Annotated in this window: 15 protein-coding genes and 1 pseudogene; 10 read left to right on the top strand and 6 right to left on the bottom strand. The window is 67.1% G+C overall.

Annotated features, from left to right (window positions below; translation table 11 throughout):
• Window positions 1-161: pseudogene (locus ACFXHE_RS22635) on the bottom strand (IS21-like element ISAau2 family helper ATPase IstB); the annotation flags it as partial.
• A complete protein-coding gene (gene istA / locus ACFXHE_RS22630) occupies window positions 161-1,402 on the bottom strand; it encodes an IS21 family transposase (RefSeq protein WP_379385898.1) in 1,242 nt (413 codons plus the stop codon). The gene istA and the pseudogene ACFXHE_RS22635, both read right to left, overlap by 1 nt.
• A 473-nt stretch (window positions 1,403-1,875) precedes the next feature.
• Here istA and ACFXHE_RS22625 point away from each other — a divergent pair, with 473 nt between their 5' ends.
• Together ACFXHE_RS22625 and ACFXHE_RS22620 are read left to right on the top strand one after the other, a co-directional pair.
• On the top strand, window positions 1,876-2,367 hold the full coding sequence (locus ACFXHE_RS22625) for a hypothetical protein (protein WP_379385896.1): 492 nt from the start codon (window positions 1,876-1,878) through the stop codon (window positions 2,365-2,367).
• Between the two features lie 63 nt (window positions 2,368-2,430).
• On the top strand, window positions 2,431-3,432 hold the full coding sequence (locus ACFXHE_RS22620; RefSeq protein ID WP_379385894.1) for an MBL fold metallo-hydrolase: 1,002 nt from the start codon (window positions 2,431-2,433) through the stop codon (window positions 3,430-3,432).
• Here ACFXHE_RS22620 and ACFXHE_RS22615 read toward each other — a convergent pair.
• On the bottom strand, window positions 3,423-6,158 hold the full coding sequence (locus ACFXHE_RS22615) for an AAA family ATPase (RefSeq protein ID WP_379385892.1): 2,736 nt from the start codon (window positions 6,156-6,158) through the stop codon (window positions 3,423-3,425). The two genes, ACFXHE_RS22620 and ACFXHE_RS22615, sit on opposite strands and share 10 nt — an antisense overlap.
• Before the next feature lie 120 nt (window positions 6,159-6,278).
• Between ACFXHE_RS22615 and ACFXHE_RS22610 the strand changes: the two genes are divergently transcribed.
• Genes ACFXHE_RS22610 through ACFXHE_RS22580 form a run of 7 tightly spaced genes read left to right on the top strand, consistent with a single transcriptional unit; the run spans window position 6,279 to window position 10,610 of the window.
• Window positions 6,279-7,517: a M24 family metallopeptidase gene (locus ACFXHE_RS22610; protein WP_379385890.1), complete on the top strand. Its 1,239-nt coding sequence runs from the start codon at window positions 6,279-6,281 to the stop codon at window positions 7,515-7,517.
• A 2-nt stretch (window positions 7,518-7,519) separates the two neighbouring features.
• A complete protein-coding gene (locus ACFXHE_RS22605; protein ID WP_379385888.1) occupies window positions 7,520-7,648 on the top strand; it encodes a flavoprotein in 129 nt (42 codons plus the stop codon).
• A gap of 44 nt (window positions 7,649-7,692) precedes the next feature.
• Window positions 7,693-8,139: a UbiX family flavin prenyltransferase gene (locus ACFXHE_RS22600; protein ID WP_379385886.1), complete on the top strand. Its 447-nt coding sequence runs from the start codon at window positions 7,693-7,695 to the stop codon at window positions 8,137-8,139.
• The gene (locus ACFXHE_RS22595) at window positions 8,127-8,711 is read left to right on the top strand and encodes a UbiD family decarboxylase domain-containing protein (RefSeq protein WP_379385884.1); all 585 of its coding nucleotides are present in this window, start codon (window positions 8,127-8,129) and stop codon (window positions 8,709-8,711) included. Before ACFXHE_RS22600 ends, ACFXHE_RS22595 begins: the two co-directional genes overlap by 13 nt.
• Window positions 8,711-9,445: a UbiD family decarboxylase domain-containing protein gene (locus ACFXHE_RS22590; protein WP_379385882.1), complete on the top strand. Its 735-nt coding sequence runs from the start codon at window positions 8,711-8,713 to the stop codon at window positions 9,443-9,445. The genes ACFXHE_RS22595 and ACFXHE_RS22590 overlap by 1 nt, the downstream gene beginning before the upstream one ends.
• Window positions 9,426-9,773, top strand: a complete 348-nt coding sequence (locus ACFXHE_RS22585) for an anthrone oxygenase family protein (protein ID WP_379385880.1) — start codon at window positions 9,426-9,428, stop codon at window positions 9,771-9,773. Before ACFXHE_RS22590 ends, ACFXHE_RS22585 begins: the two co-directional genes overlap by 20 nt.
• A 24-nt stretch (window positions 9,774-9,797) precedes the next feature.
• Window positions 9,798-10,610 carry a class I SAM-dependent methyltransferase gene (locus ACFXHE_RS22580; RefSeq protein WP_379385878.1) on the top strand — a complete coding sequence of 271 codons (813 nt, stop codon included), beginning with the start codon at window positions 9,798-9,800 and terminating at the stop codon, window positions 10,608-10,610.
• A gap of 253 nt (window positions 10,611-10,863) precedes the next feature.
• On the opposite strand, the gene ACFXHE_RS22575 is transcribed toward ACFXHE_RS22580, so the two are convergent.
• Together ACFXHE_RS22575 and ppgK are read right to left on the bottom strand one after the other, a co-directional pair.
• The gene (locus ACFXHE_RS22575) at window positions 10,864-12,297 is read right to left on the bottom strand and encodes an RNA polymerase sigma factor (protein WP_379385876.1); all 1,434 of its coding nucleotides are present in this window, start codon (window positions 12,295-12,297) and stop codon (window positions 10,864-10,866) included.
• A 153-nt stretch (window positions 12,298-12,450) separates the two neighbouring features.
• On the bottom strand, window positions 12,451-13,209 hold the full coding sequence (gene ppgK, locus ACFXHE_RS22570) for a polyphosphate--glucose phosphotransferase (RefSeq protein WP_379385874.1): 759 nt from the start codon (window positions 13,207-13,209) through the stop codon (window positions 12,451-12,453).
• Window positions 13,210-13,335: 126 nt separating this feature from the next.
• Between ppgK and ACFXHE_RS22565 the strand changes: the two genes are divergently transcribed.
• Window positions 13,336-14,277 (top strand): inositol monophosphatase family protein, encoded by a 942-nt coding sequence (locus ACFXHE_RS22565; RefSeq protein ID WP_379385872.1) that lies wholly within the window; start codon window positions 13,336-13,338, stop codon window positions 14,275-14,277.
• Between the two features lie 177 nt (window positions 14,278-14,454).
• Here ACFXHE_RS22565 and cei read toward each other — a convergent pair whose 3' ends face one another.
• Entirely contained in the window at window positions 14,455-15,132 is a 678-nt protein-coding gene (gene cei / locus ACFXHE_RS22560; protein WP_379385870.1) for an envelope integrity protein Cei, read from the bottom strand.
• Window positions 15,133-15,529 lie beyond the last annotated feature (397 nt).

The raw sequence follows: 15,529 nt of genomic DNA, 5'->3' as shown, positions 1-15,529 counted from the left end.
TCCTCGTGGGTCCAGTTCTCGGCGCGAGCGCGCTCGGGCAGCCGCTGCGCGGCCTCCCGCAGCGAGGGCGCCTTCAACGCCCGGGTGAGGAAGTTCAACTCGGCAGCGAAATCCCTTGTCGTGGTGGAGGTTTTCGCCGCGGTTGCGGTTCGTCCGGCCATCAGGCCACCCCGCCTTCGATATCGATGCCCAGCGCGGCGTCGTAGTCGGTCAAGCAGCGCTGCTCGACTTCGGGTTCCGGCGCTGGCCGCAGGACACCGATCCGGCCGCGCCGCAACACTTTCGCCGCCTCGACATGGACGGCATCGGAGATCGTTTGATGCCAGGCCCAGATCCGCTCATGGTCGGCGACCAGGCGTCCGCCGGACAAAACCCGGACCCGGTTCAGATCGGCGAGGATCTCGATGCGGTGCCCGATCGCACTTGGATGCACCGAATAGTCGTTGGAGTCCAAGCGAATGTAGTGATCACGCGGCAGCCGCGCCGAGCGGCGCCATCCGGTCTCCGGCGCGACCGGCGGCAACGTGAGCATTGCCTGGCGGTCCGCGGTGATCCGGTCGGTCGGTGCGCAGCCGAGCGCGCGCCGGGTCCGGGCGTTCACCAGCTCCAGCCACTGCCCGAGCTGGTTGTTGAAATCGGTTGGGCTGGTGAATGTTCGGCCCGGAAGGAACGACCGTTCCAGATAGTCGTGGGCTCGCTCGATCATGCCTTTCGCTTCCGGATCAGCGGGCTTGCAGACGATCACCTTCGACCCCAGCGTTCCTCGGAATGCCTGGCACTCTCTGGTGAGCTCGCTGCGACCGCCGCGCCAGCGGCCGATCGCCCCTTCACCGTCCCAGACCAAAACCCTTGGCACCGAACCTAATCGGTGGATATGGGTCCACCACCCAGCGAACAAGTCTTCGGCATGCCGAGACGGGATCAGGATCGCCATCAACCATCGCGAATATCCCAGCACCATCGTCAGGACCGGCAACTGTTTCGGGCCGCGGACCTGCCCGAACCCGACCGGCAGATCAATCGGCGGGAACCAGAAATCGCACTGGGCGATCTCGCCTGCGACATAGGCGGTCCGCGACGCCGGATCCGGCGGCAGATACGCCGACCGCAACTCCGCGACCCGGCCCGAGAGCACCCGCACCGAGCGGGTCCACCCGATCCGCTCGGCGATCACCGTCGACGGCATCGTCGGATACACCTTCAGCAATTCGCGGATCTGCGGCTCGACCGCGTCCACGATCGACCCCTTGGCCGGCCGCTCGTATTTCGGCGGTCTGTCCGAGGCCAGCGCGGCCCGCACGGTGTTGCGGGACACGCCCATCAGCCGGGCGATCGCCTTGATCGGAACACCCTCTGACCGGTGCAAACGACGAATCTCAGCCCAATCCTCCACGGCAAGCATCCCTTCGTCCTCCTGGCTCGGTTGAAGCCAGGGTCCCGACCAAAGGGGTCAATTTTCAGATGCCACGCGGGGGTCAGTATTCACGTTCTGCCGACATCAGCGGCCCAAACTCGGGTGATCGCTAGTCGAGGTAGTCGCGCACTAGGGAGGGGTGTGGCACTGTGCAGGTCCAGCGCAAACGAGGTGACGGGCGAGCGTACCGTCTGCCGATATCTTTGACTGAGCTGTCCGATCTGTTGTACCGGAGCTGTGCCTGGTTGCCGAATGCCCACCTACAAGAGGTGCCGGACGATCGCGGCGGTGGATGCTCGGGAAGCTCTGAAGATTGGCTGACGAACCGAGCAGTGGCCCTGACTGCAGTGACGGAGCGGAGCTGCCGGACCAGCATGCGACGTTGACCCTCGCAGTTCGGGTACTGCGCTGTTCGTGCAGGACGGCGGGCTCGGTGGCGCGCTGCTGAACCTGGTCTTTCTGTGGTGCTGGGTACGGCTGCCGAACAGGTGTTTCCGCGGTGGCGCTGGCTGGTTCAGTACTTCGGGGTCGGGCTGGTGGTCGAGTTCATCGCCTATGTGTGGCAGCCTGTGGGAGGTGGGAACTCCATTGCTGATTGTGGTCTCGCGGGAGGGCTCGCGGTGTCGCTGTGGCGCCGGAAAGTGAGCTTGCCGGACTGGACGCCGATTTCCGTAATATTTTGGAGTACAGCCATGTCCGCCACCCTGTGGGACCGAGCGTGGTTGCCTGCAGCGGTGGGGTGTGCGTTGCTCGTGGGGCCGGCGAACGTGCTATCGGCCCGTGGCATCGACCTGCGCCGCCCGGTGGCGGTTCTGCTCGTGGCCGCTGGCCTGGTCCTCGCCGCGACTGCGAATATTCATGGTGCAGCGTTGATTCTGGGCACCGCCGCTGCTGCGAGTGCCGCCCCCGATCCCGGTGAATCGATCGGTCATCGACACCAGTCGATCGACTGATTCGGTCGGGCCGTCGGTTCCTAGCGTCGGGTGGGTACACCGTGCTCGACGAAAGGCAATGACATGACCACCACCTCGGCGATACCGGACCGGGAACTCAGCGAGCGGCCCGAGGGATATCAGGGACCGAACCTGTCACCGGTGGGACTCGAACACCGCGCGCATCGATTCGACGACGGGGTCTTCGCGCTGATGGCGACGCTGCCGCCGAAGGACAACAACGGCCTCATCGTGGGCGGCGACGCGGCGCTGATCGTGGATGCCGGTATCACGCCGGCCATTTCGGCGCAGATTCAGGCGCAGGCGGCCATGTTGACCGATCGGCCGGTGCGGTACCTGGTGAATACGACCTATCACGGTGATCACACGTTCGGCAATGCCGCGTTCCCGGATGAGGTGGTGGTGATCTCGTCGCGGCTGAACAAGGAGAACATGTCCGATCTGGACAACGAGAAGCGGCAGCGGACCGGGAACATGTACGGCTCGGAGGCGGAGTTCGACGCGGTGACCCGTTGGCGCACACCGGATGTGGTGTTCGACGACTTCGCCGAGATCGATCTGGGCGGGCGCGTCGTGCAGCTGTGGCAGTTCGGGCCGGGCAACGGCCCGGGCGACACGGTCGTGTACGTCCCGGATACCCGCACCGCGTGGACCGGCAACTACGTCTGTCATGCGGGCATCGCCCCGATGCTGCTGCAGGGTGGGCCCGAGCCCTATCTCGCCTCGCTGCGCAAGTTGCGGGAAACACTGCCGGACATGGCGATCGTGGTGCCCGGGCACGGGCCGATGGGCGATGCGCTCGAGGCCGTCGACTGGTTGATCGGATACCTGGAACGGCTCCGCGACGAGGTCACCGCGGCGTTCGCCGCGGGACGGACCCTGGAACAGGCCCAGGCGCAGGTCACCAACCCGTGGGCGGAGACGCTGACGCCGAGTCTTGTTGCCGCGCTGAGTGATTACGCTGTTCCGGTCGAATTCGCCACCCAGGGACTGCTCACGCTGTGCCGGAATCTGCACCGACTCAATGTATTGGCGACCTACCGGAGTCTCTCCCGCTACAGCTGATCGAGCAGTGCGGATAGTTCGGCCCGGACCGCGACGCCGAGTTTCGGATAGGCCTTGTAGAGGTGGTAGCCGACGGTGCGGGGGCTGAGGAACAGTTGCCCGCCGATCTCGCGGTTCGACAGCCCGCGCGCCGCCAGGCGGACCACCTGAATTTCCTGCGGCGTGAGCAGATCCAGCACCGACGCACCGGCCGGCTGCCGGCCGGTGTCGCCGGTGGCGCGCAGTTCGGCGCGGGTCCGCTCCGCCCAGACCTTTGCGCCGATGCGCTCGAAGGTCTCGAGCGCCGCACGTAAACTCGTGCGCGCCTCGGTCTTTCGCCGGGCGCGCCGTAGCCATTCCCCGTACAGCAGGTCGGTGCGGGCGGCCTCGAGGGGGCGGTTGCCCTTCTCGTGCAATCGGACCGCCGCGGCGAAGTGCGCCTCGGCCTCGTCGCCGGAACTCATCTGGGCCAGGCACCGCGTGTAGACGCCTTGGATCCAGGGCGCTCGGCTGGCGTCCGCCCAACGGCGGAGACGTTCGAGCGACTCGCCGATGCGCCCGGGCTGGCCGGTGCGCAACGCGGCGTCGACGCGCAGGGGCGTGAAGAACACGGCCATGTAGTGGCCGCCCATGGGACCGCGGGCAGCGGATTCGATCCGGTCCAGTACCCGGTCGTAGCGCCCCGCGCCCAGATCGAGCAGCCCGAGCGCGGTGGTGGCCAGCAGGGCAGTGGCGAGTTCGCCCCGATCCAGGGCGGCGGCCAGGGTCGGTTCGGCGAATTCCCGGCAGCGCTGCTCGTCGCCGGTCTGGGCCGCACCCCAGGCGAGAATGCTGCGGAGGCCGTCCATTTGGTGATGCTGTCCAACGGAGTCGGCCAGTGCCAATGCCTCCTCGGCATGCACGGTGGCGTCGCGGTGATGGCCGGTCGCGTATTCGGCGGAGGCGAGATAGTGCAGCCGCATCGGCAGCATCCGGAGCGAGGACTGTTCGCGGTCCTCGGCGACCAGGGCCGTGAGCAGTTCCCGTGCCTCGTCGTCGAGGCCGACCATCAGGCCCATGGCGGCGGCGTTCATGCGCTCGTCCGGGCTCAGTTCGGCGGAACGGGAATGTGCGTACGTCGCGCAGGCGTGCAGCCGGCGCAGTGCGGCTTCGTCGTCGCCACCCAGCATGTGGGCCATGCCGATCATGCCCTCGCTCATGGGACTCGGGCCGCGGCGCTGCTGGATCAGATCCGCGGCATGCTGGGCGAGCTCGGCATTGCCGACCAGTACGCCATTGCGCATCGCGTCGGTCAGCATCTCGCCCACCAGGTGGTCCGGTGCCCGGCGGGCCGCGTCGATGAGGATGCGGGCGGCCTGGTGCCGGGAACCGAATTCGGATTCGACGATGGCGCGCAGATAATCCAGGCGCGGTGCGTCCGCCTCGTCGACCGTTCCGCGCGCCGCGCGGCGTACGAGAACGGCGGTGCGCTGCAGATCGCCGGCCGTCGCTGCCGCCTTGGCGGCGCAGGTGAGGCGACGGGTCGCGGTGGCCGGATCGACGGTCAATGTGGCCGCGCGTTCCATCGCGGCGGCCGCGAGCGCGTGGTCGGCTCGGTCGGATGCCCGGCGTGCCGCGGTTTCGAGGGCCGTGGCGATGTCGTCGTCGGGTCCGGTCGCGGCCGCGGCGCGATGCCAGGCCCCGCGATCGGCCGCAGCGGGGCAGCCGCACGCCGTGAGTGCCGCGGCCAGCGCGCGATGCGCGTCGAGCAGGCGGTGCATCGGGGCGGCGCCGAGCACTGCCGCGCGTGCCAGCGGGTGGCGGAAGGTGATCTGATCTCCTTGGCGCACAATCAAACCGGAGTCCTCGACGGCGGCCAGTTCGGTGTGTCCGGCGTCGTGGGCGGCCGCTGCGGCCAGGATGATCTCGAGGCGGCCGGTCTCCTCGGCGGCCGCGATCAGCAGCAAGGCGGTGGCCGCCTCGTCCAATTGCGCGGCGCGCCTGCCGAATGCCGTCTGCACCCGGGCGGAGACGGGCAGCGCGGCGAGGTCGTAGGCGCCGGTCGGCGCGCGGCCGGTACGTTGCTCGGTGCTCAGCACGGACGGCAATTCGACCAGGGCCAGTGGATTGCCCTCGGTTTCGGCCAGCATGCGGGCGCGAACCGCCGGCACGAGTTCCGGATACCGCTCGTCGAGCAGGGCGGCCGCGGCGGCGGGATCGAGTCCGGTCAGCTCCCGGGTCGCGAGGGCGGTGAGTCCGGCCGGATCGCGGGCCTCGCCGCGCACCGCGAACAGCAGCAGCACCCCCTCGTGGTGCAGGCGCCGGGCCGCGAAAGTCAGTGCCTCGGTGGAGGATCGATCCAACCATTGGGCATCGTCGACGAGGCACAGCACCGGGCCCTCGTCGGCCAGTTCGGCCAGCATGGACAACACGGCCAGACCGATCAGGAAGCGATCACCGGACTGCGCCACGGCCAGGCCGAAGGCGCCGCGCAGCGCGACCGCCTGTGGTTCGGGCAGCGCGTCGAGGCGATCGAGGGCCGAGCGGAGCAGCAGATGCAGTCCGGCGAAAGGTAACTCGGCCTCGAGTTCGATGCCGGCGACGCGGATGACCCGCAGTCCGCGGGCCTGTTCCGCGGCGTAGTCGAGCAAGGCCGTCTTGCCGATACCGGCGGGTCCACTCAACACCAACGCTCCGCTACGGCCCGCGCTCGCATCCGCCAGTAGTCGATCGATCAGCGCCAATTCTTCTGCACGCCCGTATAGCACTCGACGGACCCTACTTAACCAACGTGACAGATCAAGAACCAGTCGGTCAACTGAATCGTTTCCGATCGCGCCGCTATAGCGTTCCCAGCAGCCGATTCACACGAAATCAGGAGCTTTGACATGCAACCGAATTACTCGCTGGGCGAACGCGATCGACGCTGGGCACTGGCCCGTGAACTGATGGACGAGCAGGGCGTCGACGCACTGGTGATCTACGGCGAACACGAGAACGGCGGCCCCGCATCGTTCTCACCCGATGTCTATTTCACCAATGAGCGCCCGGGCGCGATTGTGGTGTTTCCCCGCGATGCCGACCCCATTTCGCTGGTGTGGTCGCCCATGCATATCGCCGACCACATCGAGGCCCGCCGCCGCGGCGACGCCTGCTGGACCGAGCCGCAGAACATGCGGGTGGCCAAGCACGCCCAGGGCGTGGTCGACGTACTGAAAGAGCATGGGCTGGAACGGTCGGCGGTCGGCGTGATCGGTCTCGAGCCGTACCCGCCGTTCCACTTCAACCCGATCATGCCCTACACGCTGTGGACCGCGGTCCAGCAACAGCTGCCCCAGGTGAACTTCAAACCGGTGTGGTTCCCGTTCCTGCTGCGCACCCTGACCCAGTCCCCGGAAGAGCTTGCGGTACTGCGGCATTCGGCCGAGATCGGCGAGGCCATGGCGGCCGCCATGCTGAAGGCCACCGCGGCGGGCGTCACCGAGGCCGACGTGTATGCCGCCGGCATGGCCGAATCGTTCCGGCTCGGCACCGTCGCACCCGGCATGCTCATCCAGTCCGGGCCCGGCTTCGCCTGCTGGGGGCCGCCGGTCTGGTCCTACCGCCCGCAGTCCCCGCGCGTCATCGAGGACGGCGATGTGATCCTGGCGGAAGTGTTCTGCCAGTTCGGCATGCGCGAAACCCAGCATCAGGTGGCCATCGCGGTGGGCGAGGTGCATCCCGATATCGAGGCGGCGGCGCAGGTGGCGCGCGCCTCCTACGAGGCCGGGCTGGGCGCGCTGCGGCCGGGCAACACATTCGGCCAGGTGGTCGACGCCATGAAGGCGCCACTCGATGCGGCAGGCGGCTGGAACATCCATCCGCTGGTGCACGGGATGAATCCCTATGGCACCGTGTGCGGTTTCGGCCGCGGAATGCGTGAGCTGCCCGAAGCCGCCGAGTACGGGCTGCTGGCCGAGGTGCCGACCATCGGCACCGATCTGCCGCTGGCCGAGGGCATGACCTTCGCCTTCGAACCCAACTGTGTGATCAACGGGAAGCTCGCGAATATCGGCGGCACCGTCGTCGTCGGATCGGACGGCGCCGTGGAGCTGAATTCGCTCACCACCAACCTGCTGCGGGCCTGACCATGACTCCACAACGACTGGTGGTCGGCATCGGCGGCGCCACCGGGATCGTTTACGGCATGCGGATTCTCGAACTGGCCCGCAAGGCCGAGGTGGAGACCCACCTGGTGGTGACTTCCGCCCACAGCTGACCCGCCTGCACGAAACCGACATCAGCGCAGGCGATCTGGCGGCGATGGCCGATGTCACCTACCGTCCGGCGGAGATCGGGGCCGCCATCGCGTCCGGATCGTTCCGCACCGCGGGCATGATCGTCGCACCCTGCTCGGTGCGGACACTGTCGGCGATCGCCTATGCGAACAACGACAATCTGCTCACCCGCGCCGCCGACGTCACGCTCAAGGAACGCCGCCGGCTCGTGCTCATGGTGCGCGAAAACCCGCTCACCATGGCGCATCTGCGCGCGATGACCGCGGTCACCGAATCCGGCGGGATCGTCATGCCGCCGGTGCCCGCGTTCTACCTCGGGCCCGAATCCGTCGACGACATCGTCGAACACACCGCCGGGCGGGCGCTGGATCTGCTCGGCATCGACGTGCCGGACCTGCCGCGCTGGGGCGAAGACACGACACCCAGCCGGGAAACATTGTCGCATCAGGAAAGATTGGTATGGAACACCTGAAGAGCCTGCGGGAGTTCGTCACCGCACTCGAGACCATCGGCGAGATCCAGACCATCGACCACGAGGTCGACTGGTACCTCGAGATCGGCGCGGTGATCCGGCGCTCCTACGACTTACGTGTGCCCGCACCACTTTTCACCAATATCACCGGATATCAGGACACCGGGTTCCGGGTAGTCGGCGCACCCGGCGCCTTGAGCGCGCCCGAACATCGGCTGGGCCGCATCACGCTGGCTCTCGGCCTGCCCGCAGACGCCACCGGTCAGGAGCTGATGGAGGCGCTGGTCGCCGCGCGGGAAAAGCCCGGCATGCCGCCGGTCGAAGTGGCGCGCGCGGACGCGCCGTGCAAGCAGAACATCATGCTCGGCGACGACATCGATCTGCTGAAGTTCCCCACCCCGTGGATTCACGGCAATGACGGCGGCCGCTACATCCAGACCTGGGGCTTGAATATCGCTCGCACACCGGACGGTTCGTGGACGAGCTGGTCGGTCAACCGCATGATGATCCACAATGCGGAGCGTATTTCGGTGAGGGCATCGAGGTGGTACCCGCCGAGACAGTGGATCTGATGGTCCCAGCGACCGCCGAGATTGTCATCGAGGGCTGTATCAGCCTGGACGAGACGGTCATGGAAGGCCCGATGAACGAGTTCCCGGGCTACAACGCCGCCGCTTCCTCGCCCAAACACCTGTTCACCGTCACCGCGATCACGCACCGCGACAACGCGATTCTGCCCGTGGTCGCCGCGGGCGGCCGGTGGAGGAAGACCACACCTGCACCGCCACCATGCACGGCGCGGAACTGCTCTACCAGCTGCGCCAGGCCGGGCTGCCGATCACCTCCGCCTGGCACCCCCGAGGCCGCCATGCACTGGCTCACGCTGTCGGTGCGCCAGGACTGGCACGAAACCCTGGGTATCTCCTCGGCCGAACTGGTGCAACGGATCGCCGACGTCGCCTTCACCGGTAAGGCGTCGGTGAACGCACCGAAAATCGTGCTCGTCGAAGACGACGTCGACATCACCAACCTGAACGAAGTGGTGTGGGCCTTCGCCACCCGGTCACATCCCGACGTCGAACGCGGCGAATTCCATTTCCCGCACCGGCTCAGCGACGACCTGCCCGTCTACCTCGACGACGAAGAAAAGCACACCTACATGGCAGGCAAGGTCATCTACAACTGCCTGCTCGCCGACCTCTACCCGGACGGCAAGCGACCGGTGAAGGGCAGCTTCGAAAACGGCTGGCCCACCGACATCCAAGAACGCGTCCTCGCCAATCGGCGTGCGTACGGTTACCGATAGGAACACGAGAAGGTATCGCACACTGGACTTTCTGGCGATCATCTCCGCGGCCATGCTGGTCGGCCTCATGACCATCTTCCTGACCGTCATGCGCTGGGATGTGGCCAAGGTATGCGCCCTGACCGGCGGTGAAGTCTTCCTAGTCGGCTTCTTCCTCTGGACCGCCATCGTCAACCTGCCGATCTACAAGGCCGTCGCCAAATGGAAACTCGCCGAAGCCACCCCGGCCGACGTCCGCACACAAATCCGCCGCTTCCACACCTCGAACCTCGGCCGCCTCACCGCCGCCCTCGCCACCACGGTGCTGTTCTTCGTGGCGACCTTCTGATCAACCCCGGAAAGAACGAGAGACATGCAAAACATCAGCTTGAATCTGAATCAGCTCGAGGAAACCCTGCTGATCACGCTGTGGGCCAAGGCCCTCGACAGCAAACTGCCCGTGCCGATGCTCGGCGACACCCGCTCCGCGGAAATCGCGGACCGGATCGACTACGACTTCAGCAAATTGAAGATCAAGGACAGCCTGACCTACGAAACAGCGCTTCGCAGCCGGAAACTGGACGACGCTGTGCGGTCGTTCACCGCCGCGCATTCCAACGCGGTGGTGCTCGACCTGGGCTGCGGGTTGGATCCCCGGATGATCCGGTGCCGCCCCTCCGCCGGAATCGATTGGTATGACGTCGATTTCCCGGAGGTCGTGGATCTGCGTCCGCAATTCCTGCCCGAGCCTTCACATCTCGTCGGCACCAATATCACCGACACCGACTGGCTCGCCGGCATACCGCGCGACCGACCGGCCATGATCGTCGCCGAAGGCTTGATCCCCTTCCTGCCCGGCGATTCGTTCCAGCTCCTGACCCGCACTCTCACAACACATTTCACCACCGGCGAGATAGCCCTCAACGGCTACACCCGCTTCGCGGCCTGGGCGATGAAATACCACCCCACCATCAAGGCACTCGGCATCAAGGCCGCCGCCGGGTTCGACGATCCACACATACCCGAAACCTGGAACACCGGTCTCACCCTCATCGACGAGGACTTCCTCACCCGCGCACCGCAGATCGCCGACTGGCCACAACCCCTCCGCGCCCTCACCCGCGCCATGTCCCACAGCACCGCCCTATCCCGCCAGGGCGCCCGCATCCTGCGCTACCGGTTCTGACCCGAAACGATGGCCTCGCAAGCGAGGCCATCGAAATTCGGATCGCCCCCAGACCCCCCGATCGCCTTACTTCGCTGTGCCGGTGACCCGGGGGCTCGATGTGGTCGCTAGCTCCCATGAGGGCAACAGCATGGCGAGATCAATCGTGCGGTCGATCGCGATGTCGTTACCTTGACCGGGAGCTCCGTGCTCGTCCAGGAAACAGAGATTGGGCCCCAAAGCCGCAGCTCAGGGGCCCAATCTCGGGTGACGCCTAGTCCAGGTAGTCGCGCAGGACCTGGGAGCGGCTCGGGTGGCGGAGCTTGCTCATGGTCTTGGACTCGATCTGGCGGATGCGTTCGCGGGTGACGCCGTAGACCTGGCCGATTTCGTCCAGGGTGCGGGGCTGGCCATCCGTAAGGCCGAAGCGGAGGCGTACGACGCCCGCTTCGCGCTCCGACAAGGTCTCGAGGACCGACTGCAACTGGTCCTGGAGGAGGGTGAAGGAGACCGCGTCGACGGCGACTACGGCTTCGGAGTCTTCGATGAAGTCGCCGAGTTGGGAGTCGCCCTCGTCACCGATGGTCTGGTCCAGGGAGATGGGCTCGCGCGCGTACTGCTGGATTTCCAGCACCTTCTCGGGCGTGATGTCCATTTCCTTGGCGAGCTCTTCGGGGGTGGGCTCGCGGCCCAGGTCCTGGAGGAGTTCGCGCTGGATGCGGCCGAGCTTGTTGATGACCTCGACCATGTGCACGGGGATGCGGATGGTGCGGGCCTGGTCGGCCATGGCGCGGGTGATGGCCTGGCGGATCCACCACGTCGCGTAGGTCGAGAACTTGTAACCCTTGGTGTAGTCGAACTTCTCGACCGCGCGGATCAGACCGAGGTTGCCCTCCTGGATCAGGTCCAGGAACGCCATGCCGCGGCCGGTGTAGCGCTTGGCGAGCGACACGACCAGTCGCAGGTTGGCTTCCAGCAGGTGGTTCTTGGCGCGGTTGCCGTCGCGCATGATCCACTGGAAGTCGCGCCGCGACTGCACCGGCAGCTTCTCGCCCTTCTCGGCGAACTCGCGCATCTTCTCCGTGGCGTAGAGGCCGGCCTCGATGCGCTTGGCGAGCTCGACCTCCTCCTCGGCGTTGAGCAGCGCGACCTTACCGATCTGCTTGAGGTAGGCGCGGACCGAGTCGGCGGAGGCGGTGAGCTCGGCATCCTTGCGGGCCTGGCGCAGCGCCTCGGATTCCTCTTCGTCCCAGACGAAGTCTCCGGAGGCCTTGTCCTTCTCCGACGGCTCTTCGGCCTCTTCGGCCTCCTCACCTTCGGCGGCGGGAGCGGCCGGGCCGGCCTCTTCCTCGTCCTCTTCGACCTCGACCAGGTCTTCCTCGTCGAGGTCGTCCTCGTCGATCTCGATGTCACCCAGGTCGTCGTCGAGCTCCAGCGAGTCGTCGTCGATGACCTCGTCGCCCTCAGCGCCTTCGGCGCCGGGCTCCGCGGCCTTCTTCGGCGAGGCCTTCTTCGCCGCCGTCTTCTTGGCGGTGGCCTTGGTCGCCTTCTTGGCCGCGGTCTTCTTGGCCGCGGTCTTCTTCGCCGCGACCTTCTTGGCCGGGGCCTTCTTCGCGGCAGCCTTCTTGACCGGCCGTGCTGCGGTGGTGTCTGCTGAGTCGGCGGCCTCGGCCGATTCGGCGGTCTCTCGGGTATTCGTGGCTACCACGTACGCCCTTTCGTGACGGTCTCGTGCGGCGTCACGCCAGAGTGGTGATCCGGCGGAGCGGTTCTGTCGGGGGGTAAACCGGCTCTCGTGCCGGTGTCGGTTTCCGGCCTACCGCCGGGCATGTGTTCCATTGTAACGATCGAACCAGCTTACTTACGGTGCGATCCCGGCTGACACCGCCATGGCTGCTCCGACGATGCCCGCGGTGTTGCGCAGCGCGGCAGGTACCACGGGGGTTCTGTTGGTGAGCAACGGAATCCACTCCTGGTAGTCGCGGCTGATGCCGCCGCCCGCGACGAACACATTCGGCCAGAACAGGTTCTCCAAGGTGACCAGCACCTTGCTGACCTCCCGCGCCCACTCCGGGTAGGACATGCCGACCCGATCCTTGACCGAGGCGGCGGCCCGGTGCTCGGCCTCGCGGCCGTCGACCTCCATGTGCCCGAACTCGCTGTTGGGCACGAGCACGCCGTTGTACATCACGGCCGATCCGATGCCGGTGCCGAAGGTGAGCAGCATTACCAACCCGTCGAGATCCTTTGCCGCGCCGTACCGGTCCTCGGCCATGCCCGCCGCGTCGGCGTCGTTGAGGACGGTCACGTCACGGCCGCCCAGCGCCAGCGAGAACAGGTGCCGGGCGTCGATGCCGATCCAGGTCGGGTCGATATTGGCGGCGGTGCGGATCTGCCCGTGCAGCACCACGCTCGGCATGGTGATGCCGACCGGGCCCTCCCAGCCGGACTGGGCGACGAGCTTGGCGACCGCCTCGGCGACCGCGTTCGGAGTGGCCGGATGCGGCGTCACGATCTTGATGCGCTCATAGACCAGCTCGCCGGTCGCGAGATCGACCTCGGCGCCCTTCACACCGCTGCCGCCGATATCGATGCCGAACGCGCGTCCGGGATCGGACATGGACCACTCCTCGTTTTTCCTGGGATGCCGGCGAGTCGACGCCACCGGCCGATGACCGCTCGATCGACCTCCGCCTTGTGTCGTGCACGACAAGCCTAATGCGCCGGATGCCGGATCTGTGCTGCGATGGTGCTCGTGCCGGAATCGAATTTCACTTCCACCGTCCCCGCCGCCGCCACGACCACCGACACGTCCGATATCGCCGAACTGCGCCGCGTCGCGGTGTATCTGGCCGAGACCGCCGCCGCACACGTCCGCGAGCGCCGGCCGCAGGTCTTCGGACCGGGCGCGCACGAGCAGGACGCCGTGCAGTCCAAGAGCACCCCCACCGACCCCGTCACCATCGTCGACACCGAGACCGAGCAGCTGGTCCGCAAACTGGTCGCCGAAGTGCGCCCCGGCGACCGTGTGGTCGGCGAGGAGGACGGCGGCACCCTGGCCGACGACCCGGATCTGGTGCACTGGGTCGTCGATCCCATCGACGGCACCGTCAACTTCGTCTACGGCATCCCGTCCTACTCGGTGTCGGTGGGCGCGGTGCGCGGCGGCCGTCCGGTCGCGGGCGCGGTCGCCGATGTCGCGCACGCGGTCACCTACAGCGCCGGGCTCGGGCTGGGCGCGCACCGCGCCGATTCCAGCGTGGACGGCACCGCCCCGGGCGGTGCGCCGATTGCCTTGCGCGCCAACCGGGCCGACACGGTGTCCATGGCGCTGGTGGCCACCGGCTTCGCCTACGCCACCGAGCGGCGGATCCGTCAGGGTGAGCTGGTGGCGCGGGTGCTGCCGCACATTCGCGACATTCGCCGCTTCGGCTCGGCGGCGCTGGACCTGTGCGCCGTGGCCGAGGGCCGCACCGACGCCTACTACGAGCACGGCCTGAACCTGTGGGACTGGGCGGCGGGCGCGCTCATCGCCACCGAGGCGGGCGCACGCCTGATCCTGCCGCCCGGACCCGACTCGCCGGGCACCGCAGGCGATTTGGTGTCCGCCGCCGCCCCCGGCATCGCTGACGAACTGTTTGGTCTGTTCGGGCGTCTGGATGTCACCACCCCTATCCCGGTGCCGTGACAGAGGGCTGGACGACCACCGGGCCCGGCTGACCGCCGGTCCGGACCGGGCAAAACGAATCGCCGCGATCGAAGGATCGCGGCGATTCGTGTTATCCGGATTCATATATATGGTTGCGCCGGTTGGAGTTTCGCGCCGGGTCTGCCGGTCAGAGCACACACCCCGCGAAAGAGATTCTCAGCACTTCGCGTGCCGCGCGGCCTCCAGCAGCTTCGGGTCGATGGCCGGCGCGGTGCCGGGCGTCGGGTTCTTCAGCGACTTCAGCACCTCCTCGGCATCGGTGTCGGGCCGGATATCGCGGAACAGCGAGCCCAGCACCATGTCCACGGTGTCGTCCTGGCGCTGATCCTCGATGAGCTCGGCGCACGGCGCCACCAGCTGAACCGACGCCGCCGCGGGCCGGCCCTTCACGCCGAAACGGATCTGCCCGGTGCATTCGAGGTCGCCGTTCACGTACACCGGATCGTTACCGATCTGCACGTCCGGTGCACTGGCGAAACCGAGGTCACCCAGTTCGGAGGCCACGTGTGCGGCCTGGCCGCGCTGGCCGTTGGCATTGAATACGCGCACCTTCGACTGGGCGAGGGCCGCGGGCTCCACATCCCGCAATCGCGACGCCCCCACCCGTTCGCCGAGGGGGGCGGGCTGGGCCGCGGTTGTGCTCGAGGCGGGACTGGGGGAGTTGCAGGCCATTGCACCCTGGTCACCCTCGCTCGTGGTCAGCGCCTTGAACCACACGCCGACGCAGATGAGAGCGATGACGCCCACCATGGCCGCCCAGGGCTCCCAGCGCCGCCGGATGAAGGACCGTCCGTCCGGATCGGTCGAGTTACCTTGGGTGATCAGTGAAACCACGCCCACACTCTACGAAAACCTCGCGATTGTCGTGTGAACGGCCACGGCAAGTCGGCCGCCGGGTGTGGCGGGGAGGTCTCGGAGGATGCCAGGAAGATCTCGAAGAGTTCCCTTGTCGGTGACGATTACCCCTCAGTTTCAACTCGCAGGGGTTTTGATTGCGACTTTTGTCCCGGGGTCCGCTATTGTCTGGCGGCCCAGATCGTACAGCCCGGGTGAAACTGGGGTTCGATTTCGGGAACAACAAGGGCATGTCCTGCGTTGACCGAGCGCGATCCGGTGCGGATGAGGAGTATCCGGCTCGGATCTGTGACCGGTGTACGCGTGACGTACACCACGGGCGGGGCGGCATCCCACCCGATCCGGCTCCTGCCAGGAGCCGGTCAGGAGGGTGCCG

The sequence above is a fragment of the Nocardia sp. NPDC059229 genome (genome assembly GCF_042754165.1).
In the GTDB taxonomy this organism is placed as follows: domain Bacteria; phylum Actinomycetota; class Actinomycetes; order Mycobacteriales; family Mycobacteriaceae; genus Nocardia.
Note: the sequence above shows the minus strand (reverse complement) of the source record. Positions and strands in the feature narration are given on the sequence as shown.

What these genes read in the sequence shown, in the direction of transcription:
- istA (WP_379385898.1), bottom strand. Translation starts at nt 1,402, where the DNA reads ATGCTTGCCGTGGAGGATTGGGCTGAGATTCGTCGTTTGCACCGGTCA.
- ACFXHE_RS22620 (WP_379385894.1), top strand. Translation starts at nt 2,431, where the DNA reads ATGACCACCACCTCGGCGATACCGGACCGGGAACTCAGCGAGCGGCCC.
- ACFXHE_RS22610 (WP_379385890.1), top strand. Translation starts at nt 6,279, where the DNA reads ATGCAACCGAATTACTCGCTGGGCGAACGCGATCGACGCTGGGCACTG.
- ACFXHE_RS22605 (WP_379385888.1), top strand. Translation starts at nt 7,520, where the DNA reads ATGACTCCACAACGACTGGTGGTCGGCATCGGCGGCGCCACCGGGATC.
- ACFXHE_RS22600 (WP_379385886.1), top strand. Translation starts at nt 7,693, where the DNA reads ATGGCCGATGTCACCTACCGTCCGGCGGAGATCGGGGCCGCCATCGCG.
- ACFXHE_RS22595 (WP_379385884.1), top strand. Translation starts at nt 8,127, where the DNA reads ATGGAACACCTGAAGAGCCTGCGGGAGTTCGTCACCGCACTCGAGACC.
- ACFXHE_RS22590 (WP_379385882.1), top strand. Translation starts at nt 8,711, where the DNA reads ATGGTCCCAGCGACCGCCGAGATTGTCATCGAGGGCTGTATCAGCCTG.
- ACFXHE_RS22580 (WP_379385878.1), top strand. Translation starts at nt 9,798, where the DNA reads ATGCAAAACATCAGCTTGAATCTGAATCAGCTCGAGGAAACCCTGCTG.
- ppgK (WP_379385874.1), bottom strand. Translation starts at nt 13,209, where the DNA reads ATGTCCGATCCCGGACGCGCGTTCGGCATCGATATCGGCGGCAGCGGT.
- ACFXHE_RS22565 (WP_379385872.1), top strand. Translation starts at nt 13,336, where the DNA reads ATGGTGCTCGTGCCGGAATCGAATTTCACTTCCACCGTCCCCGCCGCC.